This window comes from Caballeronia sp., assembly GCF_028292365.1.
Classification (GTDB): Bacteria; Pseudomonadota; Gammaproteobacteria; order Burkholderiales; family Burkholderiaceae; genus Caballeronia.
Map to the genome: position 1 here is coordinate 1 of NZ_JAQGMM010000176.1, position 7,465 is coordinate 7,465.

The following is a 7,465-nucleotide window of genomic DNA, read 5'->3' on the forward strand; positions in this document are numbered from 1 at the left end:
CCATCAGTGGTTTCGCTGTCATGCAAACGAGTTTTGCCGGCTCTCTGCAGCGCGCTGCACATCGACTCATCGGCACGCTGATCGGCGCCGCGCTTGGAACTTTAGTAGGGCCCTGGATTGGCGACCGGCCGTGGCTGTTTGTGCCCGCATTGGGGATCATCGGCGGTGTGGCGGTGTATTACGCCAACGGGACCAGAGCGGCCTACGCGTGGGTTCTGGGCGGCGTGACTGCGCTGATGGTGACGTACGAAGCGCATGCGCTCGTGTCAGTCCGATCGACCGCGATGTTTGCAACGCTGCGAGTCGCCGAGGTCGCGGTTGGAACGCTGGCTTGCCTGCTGGTGGCGAGCGTGTTTCACTTCGGGCCGACGTGGTATAGGAGGTCGCGGTCGCCATCGGTGTCTGCAACCGCCCGCGAAACAGGGGAATCCGAAGCGCCTGCCGCTTCAATTCCGTCGCCGCCGCTGGAAACATTGCACCCGGTTCGCATGTTGCTGGGCTTGCAGGGTGCACTGGCAATTGTGATCCTGGCCGTCCTTACCTACGTCTTGCATCTGCCCGGTTTCGCGCAAGCGATGGTCACGGCGATCGCAGTGCTCGTCTTGCCGGCAGGCTTGCCAGCAAGCGGTACGCAACAGCCGGTTATCGAAAAGATGGTGCAACGCGTGGCCGGCTGCTTGCTGGCCGGCGCGCTGGGTGTGGCGCTGCTGCCCCTGATGCACGGGCAAGCGGTCCTGTGCATGCTCGCGTTGTCGATCGGCGTATGGATAGGATGTCACGTGCAGACGGGGCGAGAAGGAGCAAGCTACGTCGGCCGGCAATTCACGATCGCGTTCATCATGGTATTTGTGCAGGACCACCACTGGTCGGCCGACCCGGTACCCGCGCTCATGCGGTTATCGGGCATTCTCGCGGGGATCGTCGTGCTGGCAGCGGTTATTCTCGCGACCAGCAGGTTGCATTTAACGCCATCGTCGAGCGGTGCAAGCCGTTGAGACTCGCCTATGCCACTGGCCCGTTCGCACCCAGGTCTACCTAGCTGGGGAAATCGGCGCCAACGGTGGTGGCTTCCCATGCGGCGATCTCGGCGCGCAGAGCGTCCAACTTGATTTTGACTCGCTCCAGGCCGTTGCTGCCCAGGATCAGATGACCCGGAGGGGTTGGCGACTGCACCGCGGCGATGATAGCCAGGGCCGCGCGCGCCGGGTCGCCTGCCTGCTTGCCACTACCGGCCGAGATGGCAGCGCGGCGCTTGCCAGCGCCCGCCTCGTAGGCCTCAATCGGCTTCTTGGCTTGCTTCAGCGAACGTCCCGCCCAATCGGTACGGAACGGTCCGGGTTCGACCGCCGTCACCTTGATTCCCAGATCCGCCGTCTCGGCGGCCAACGCTTCGCTCAGGCCTTCCACCGCGAACTTGCTGGCGGCGTAGTAGCCGCTTCCCGGATTGCCGATCAGGCCACCCACCGACGTGATGTTGACAATGTGTCCGGCGCGCTGTGCTCGCATCGTGGGTAACACGGCCTTGATGGTATCGGCAACGCCAAAGAAGTTGACCTCGAACATCTCGCGCACGTCCTGATCGTCGCCTTCTTCGATTGCGCTCAGATAGCCATAGCCGGCATTGTTGACCAGCACGTCAATGCGGCCGAATTGTTGCAGGGTTCTTTCAACCGCGTGTTTGATCTGACTGGCCTGTGTTACATCAAGTTCGAGCACCAGTGCGCGGTCACCGTAGCGCTCGTCGAATTCTGCGAGGGTGCTGGTTTGACGGGCTGTCACGACAGCGCGCCAGCCTTTATCAAGGACGGCCAGTGCGAGCTCCCGGCCGAATCCCGTGGAACAGCCGGTGATAAACCAGACGGGTGTGGACGAGGGAGTGTGAGCGGATGACATGAGGTTCCTTTTGACGAGAGCCGCGCAGCAGCTAAACCACACGGTAGGGGTAGCGGTATAAAAAGTATCGCATGTTGGAGCGTGTTGCGTGGTCGGTCGCTCGGCAGCGTGTCATCAGTTCCGTTGACCTTTCAAGCAGCTTATATTTCTCGGCCGCCGCGGGCGTGTAGCGCTGGTTGCGCGCGGTGTTGCCCGTTGCGCGTCTTGGGCGCCGGGACAGGATGGCCTGTGGTGTTAGCAATAGCGGCGGGCGCATGGCATAAAACCGCCGTTCGGCTGGCGACTATGCGATCGTCTAATCGCGGCCAATAAGTCCTACGGCAATGCCGCTTTTGTTCTATCAACGGATTTTGGCCTCTGATTTACTGACAGCCAATCTCAGAGGTCGACGAGGTATGCAATGAAACGTACCAAGGCCGCTTTCGTCCTTCTCGGCTTCATCTGGGGATCAAACTTCATCTACATGAAGTGGGCTACGATCCTGATCAGCCCAATGCAGATCGCTTTTTTGCGGGTACTCTTCGGCTTCCTGCCACTGGCGCTTGCGGCACGTCATCAGGGAGTAATCAATCGAAGCCAGGTGCGTCATCTGCCGCACTTTTTCGTCATGGCTGGCGTGGCTACAGTGTTCTACTACGTTGCCATCGTGAAAGGCACTGCCCTGCTTCCTTCGGGCGTCGCAGGCGTTTTGGGTGGCTCCATTGGTATATTCACCGCCATCTTCTCGCTGTTGCTTCTCCGAACCGAGAAAATGAACGGGCTAATGGTGGCCGGCGTTATTGTCGGGTTTGCCGGCATTGTTCTGATAGCGCGGCCTTGGGAAGGTGCAGACAACCCCATCGATCTTGCCGGCGTCTCATGGATGCTGGCAGGCTCGATCATCCTCGGGATGTCGTATGTTTACGTCCGCCGTTTTCTATCGCCATTCAACCTGCCGCCGTTGACGTTGGTCACGTGGCAGATGGGACTGGCCCTGCTTATTCTTACCGTACTCACAGACTTCACCGGGATCGGGCAGATACTGCACGATTGGCACGCGGCGGCCGGTGTCGTGGTCGGACTCGGTATCTTGGGAACCGGAGTCGCCTTTTTGATTTACTACTTCTTGCTGCGGGAGCTCGGAGCAGTAGCTGCCTCGGGCTCAACCTATATTACGCCTACCGTTGCGCTTTTAATTGGTTGGGTCTTCGGGGAAAAGGTTGGGGCATTGGAAGTAACCGCCATCGCCTTGATTCTTGCCAGTATCGCGATGTTGCAGGTTGGACGACAACGAGCAGCCCGCCAGGCAGTGCAACCAGTTCGCGTAGCCTCCACTCGCCCTTAGACTTAATTCTGCTCGCGCTTGTGCAGGCATACTGCGATGCACAGGGTTCAACTCTAAATCTGCGCCGCATGGAGGTCCGTTGTACCTTGAAAGCGGTCGCTGCAGTCACGAAGCGCGACGGACTGCCCAGGGTCGACTTCTGCCCGACGCGGACCGATCAATGACAACGCAATCCGCCAATTCGACGTCGGACCCGGTCTGGCCATAATCAGCCTTTCAAATGCCCATCCTCGATTGCTGACGATCCAAAGATTAGTTAGCTTAGCGTAAGGATTGGTTGCTAACCTTCGCTTTGCCGCAACCGGTGGAGGGATTAGCGATGACAGGTGTGCTCGTCCGTAGGGCAGGCGAATTGGATGTGCCGGCTCTCACGCAAATCCGGAATGATGCACACGCAATGAAGGTGGCGCATGGCGACTATGCGTGGGGCAAGGAAGGAGACGGATTTTCCGAGAGACCTCCATGAAAGGCTCGATGACACCAGGCCATGAATTGGCGACAATGCCGATGCCTGCGAGAGCGAAAGACGGGCTCCGCCCGGCGGAATATCGCGCAAGAATTTGTTTGCCAACATTGGTGCATTGCCAGCCATAAGAGCCCCGTATGCTGAACATTCTCGGAAAAGCATCGTCCATCAACGTCCGCAAAGTGCTTTGGGCATGTGCCGAGCTGCACATTCCCTTCGAGCGGGAGGACTGGGGCACGGGATTCAGACAAACCGATACCCCCGAATTTCTATCGTTGAATCCCAATGGTCTTGTACCCGTCATCAAGGACGGTGATTTTGTGCTTTGGGAGTCGAACGCGATCATCCGCTATCTGGCTTCGCGCTATGCTGGCGAAGCGGTTTATCCCACCGACCCTGTAAAGCGGGCAAGGATCGATCAGTGGATGGACTGGCAGGCAACGGATTTGAATCGGTCCTGGAGCTATGCATTTCTCGCCCTCGTCAGGAAATCGCCCGCGCATCAGGTGCCGGACGAGGTTTCCGAGTCGCTCGCGGGCTGGGTTCGGCACATGAGCGTCCTGGAAAGTCAACTTAATGCGACGGGCGCGTTTGTTGCCGGAGAGCATTTCAGCCTCGCCGATCTTCCTATCGGTTTGTCCGTGAATCGCTGGTTCAGCACTCCGTTTGAGCATCCCCGCTTTGCCGCCGTTTCCGACTATTTCGACCGCCTTGCTGATCGCACCGGCTTTGCAGCGTACTGCAAGAACGGAACACCGTAATCGTCGTCGGGTCCCTTCGCTGTGTTTCCGGCCGAGAGGCGTTCGGTGAAGGGCCGGTTCTGGACGGTTCAACCGGCTACCGCGGGTCGATCTGAGCCGACCACGTCAAGCAGAAACCGGCTAGATTGAGTCGTTCCGCACAGTCTCTTCGTCATGTCCTGTTTCCTCCAAGGCCAACTCGCGTGAGAACCCGACCGATCAGATTGCGTCTATATCAGAAACGCCATCCATCTGGAGATCCAGCAAGAGCGGCTAGGCGCCCGTGCCAATCATGAGCGACCATATCGTAATCGCACGATCGAGACATCCAGACCATGCAAGCTCACGCCGACGCCACACGCGTTTACTCGAAGCGCTTCGACACCGTACTCGCTCACATTGATACGAACCTTGAGGGCGACCTGTCAGTGGACGCACTGAGCCACATCGCAAACTTCTCGAAATTCCATTTCCATCGCCAGTTTGCCGCCTACGTGGGGATACCAGTCGCACGCTACGTGCAACTGATGCGTCTGCGCCGAGCTGCCCGTCGCCTGGCCTCGCGCGAGTCCTGCTCGGTGCTCGATGCCGCGCTCGACGCGGACTTCGACAGCCCCGAAGCCTTCAGTCGCGCGTTTAAGCGCGCGTTCGGCACCGCGCCGAGCTTGTTCCGGCAGCGTCCAAACTGGCAAATCTGGAGTGCGACCTTTGTTGTCCCCTACCTCTCAAGGAAACTGGCCATGCAAGTGCGAATTGTCGATTTTTCTGCAACGCGTGTTGCCGCGCTTGAACACGGTGGGCCGATTGGACTCGTCAACGAAAGCGTGCGCAAGTTCATTGACTGGCGCAAGCAAAGTGGACAATCTCCGCTGCCTTCGAGCAGGACCTTCGGCATCCCACGCAGCAACCCGGATACGACGCCAGCGGATGGGTTCTGCTTCGACATCTGCGGAGAGATTGACGAACCGGTCGCGCCGAATGACTACGGCGTTCGCGAACTCCTCATTCCGGGCGGCCGATGTGCGGTGGTCCGGCATGCGGGATCGACCGACCACATTGGCGAGACGATCTATCCGATCTATCGCGACTGGCTTCCTGCAAGCGGAGAAGAACTGCGGGACCAGCCATTGGTTTTCCATTATCTAAGCGTGTATCCGGACACTCCGCAGGACCAGTGGCAGACCGACATCTACATTCCCCTGGTGTGAGAAGCCACGTCTGCTGCTGCGAACGTTGCGTTCGCGATCGCTTAATTGGAAGCCGGAGGAACCTTTGACTCTTTTGCTCGGAATGGGAATCTTCATTGCAGTGATGGTGTCGGTCGTCGGTGTTGCCGTGGCCATGGTAGCGACTTCGCCGAGTCCGGAGACGGAAGAGAACGACGTTTTCGGCTTTGCCTCCTTGCAACCAATGCCCGACTCCAATTTGCCGCCACTGCTCCGATACCCCGCTCGAGACGGCGAGCAACTTGCCTATCGCTTCTATAATTCCTCGGCGGACCAGTTGCTGATCTTCGTGCACGGTTCGTCCTATCACGGACGCTCCTATCATGCGCTAGCTTCAGCCGTGAGCGCATCGGGCGCAGCGAAGGTAATACTGCCGAATCTCCGTGGCCACTATCAATCCGGCCGCCATCGCGGAGACGTTGAATACATCGGCCAGTTAGAAGACGATATCGCCGATCTGATTGCCGAGTTGCGAAGACAAGACCATCGAGGGGCCGTCGTCCTCGGGGGGCATTCCAGCGGCGGCGGATTCGTAGTCCGCTTCGCGGGCGGCGTACATGCTCACCTCGTTTCACGGTTCCTGTTGTCGAGTCCCGTTATCCCGAGTTCCTCGACTCTCAGAGGGAGGTCGGCCAGCGGCGGCTGGGCCCGAGTCCATATGCGTCGCCTCATTGGCCTTACTATCCTGAACGCATTGCGCATTCGTGGGTTCAATGGACTTCCGGTCATAGACTTCAACAAGCCTGTGCGCTTCTGGGACGGGACCGAGACGCTTTCCTATTCCTATCGTCTAACCGCGTCTTTTCACCCTCGCAACCGATACGGGCCGGATGTGCGAAGGTTGGCGGCCAAAGCATTCGTTTTGATCGGAGAGGATGACGAGGCAGTCGACGCTCAACGCTTGCGAAAGTTGTTTGATCGAGAATCTCCTGCGACCCAGTTCAACATCCTTTCCGGCACGAACCATTTCGGGATCTTCACTAGCGACCGCCCGCTCAAAATGCTGATCGGATGGTTGACGGGTGTTGAAATTCAACCATCGGTCAAGGCAGGCAATTCTGTTGACTTGGTATAGTCGAGTGGCTGTTTCCGGGAAATCCGGTCGTCCGGTTGGGTTTGGTTTGAGAAGCTCCGCATCGATCTCCCTGCCGCCCTTGAACAAGCAGCGGAAATCGTTTCAAAAGCAACCTTCTGGATATGTGTTCCATGTTCCCCGATCCTTGGCTTGACCGATGGATGGCATTGATCAATGCGCGCGCCGGTGAACGGTCTGTACTTGAGATTGGTTGTGGCTACGGCGACGACACCGCAGGCTTGGCGACAGCCGGAAGTGTCGACACCGCAACGTTTTAGAACGCGTGCGTAATTCCAACTGACACCAGCACCTGTTTCGCCGAGCTGGAATCCACGCCTGCACCGGCAATTTCCGCGATGGCCGTCCTTCCCACATTGGCTCCAGCCGCGTTGAAAACTGGCGCTATGCCATCCCCGCCTGCTTTCTGGAACACGGCCACGGCGAAGAGGCTGGTGCGTTTGGAAATCGAATAGTTCGTGCCCAGGTTGATCTGCTGGAAGGTCGGCTTCAGCCCTTCATAATCCGACTTGCCTGCGTTATAGATATAAGCGCCTCCCACCAGCAATGCAGGCGTGATGTGATACGTGGCGGTGACTTCGTAGCTGTCGAGTTTGAAATCGCTGCCGCTACCGGCGTTGGAAAAACCATTCGCCACGAAATACTGGCTGTTCTTCAGAAGCGTATGTGAATAGACCAGCCCGACGTTCGCATTGCCTATGGAGTATGACGCGCCTGCGCTAA

7 protein-coding genes are annotated in these 7,465 nt (G+C 58.4%); 5 read left to right on the plus strand and 2 right to left on the minus strand.

The genetic code is table 11. The annotated features are described in order from the left end of the window. Window positions 1-995: FUSC family protein (locus tag JWR14_RS10905; protein ID WP_299705771.1), on the plus strand; the 995-nt coding region annotated here is incomplete at its 5' end. A gap of 40 nt (window positions 996-1,035) precedes the next feature. Here the strand turns inward: JWR14_RS10905 and JWR14_RS10910 are convergent. After that, window positions 1,036-1,893, minus strand: coding sequence for an oxidoreductase (locus JWR14_RS10910; RefSeq protein WP_299705774.1), 858 nt, complete (start codon window positions 1,891-1,893; stop codon window positions 1,036-1,038). A gap of 400 nt (window positions 1,894-2,293) precedes the next feature. Between JWR14_RS10910 and JWR14_RS10915 the strand changes: the two genes are divergently transcribed. The 4 genes from JWR14_RS10915 to JWR14_RS10930 all read left to right on the plus strand — a co-directional run bounded on the left by JWR14_RS10915 (window position 2,294) and on the right by JWR14_RS10930 (window position 6,724). Continuing rightward, window positions 2,294-3,217: a DMT family transporter gene (locus JWR14_RS10915; protein ID WP_299705777.1), complete on the plus strand. Its 924-nt coding sequence runs from the start codon at window positions 2,294-2,296 to the stop codon at window positions 3,215-3,217. A gap of 603 nt (window positions 3,218-3,820) precedes the next feature. Further along, window positions 3,821-4,444, plus strand: coding sequence for a glutathione S-transferase (locus JWR14_RS10920; protein ID WP_299705780.1), 624 nt, complete (start codon window positions 3,821-3,823; stop codon window positions 4,442-4,444). A 314-nt stretch (window positions 4,445-4,758) separates the two neighbouring features. Further along, window positions 4,759-5,631: an AraC family transcriptional regulator gene (locus JWR14_RS10925; protein ID WP_299705783.1), complete on the plus strand. Its 873-nt coding sequence runs from the start codon at window positions 4,759-4,761 to the stop codon at window positions 5,629-5,631. Window positions 5,632-5,695: 64 nt separating this feature from the next. Further along, a complete protein-coding gene (locus JWR14_RS10930; RefSeq protein ID WP_299705786.1) occupies window positions 5,696-6,724 on the plus strand; it encodes an alpha/beta hydrolase in 1,029 nt (342 codons plus the stop codon). Between the two features lie 274 nt (window positions 6,725-6,998). Here the strand turns inward: JWR14_RS10930 and JWR14_RS10935 are convergent. Beyond that, a partial coding sequence (locus tag JWR14_RS10935) for a porin (protein WP_299705789.1) occupies window positions 6,999-7,465 on the minus strand: 467 nt, incomplete at its 5' end.

What these genes read in the sequence shown, in the direction of transcription:
- JWR14_RS10925 (WP_299705783.1), top strand. Translation starts at nt 4,759, where the DNA reads ATGCAAGCTCACGCCGACGCCACACGCGTTTACTCGAAGCGCTTCGAC.
- JWR14_RS10920 (WP_299705780.1), top strand. Translation starts at nt 3,821, where the DNA reads ATGCTGAACATTCTCGGAAAAGCATCGTCCATCAACGTCCGCAAAGTG.
- JWR14_RS10910 (WP_299705774.1), bottom strand. Translation starts at nt 1,893, where the DNA reads ATGTCATCCGCTCACACTCCCTCGTCCACACCCGTCTGGTTTATCACC.
- JWR14_RS10915 (WP_299705777.1), top strand. Translation starts at nt 2,294, where the DNA reads ATGAAACGTACCAAGGCCGCTTTCGTCCTTCTCGGCTTCATCTGGGGA.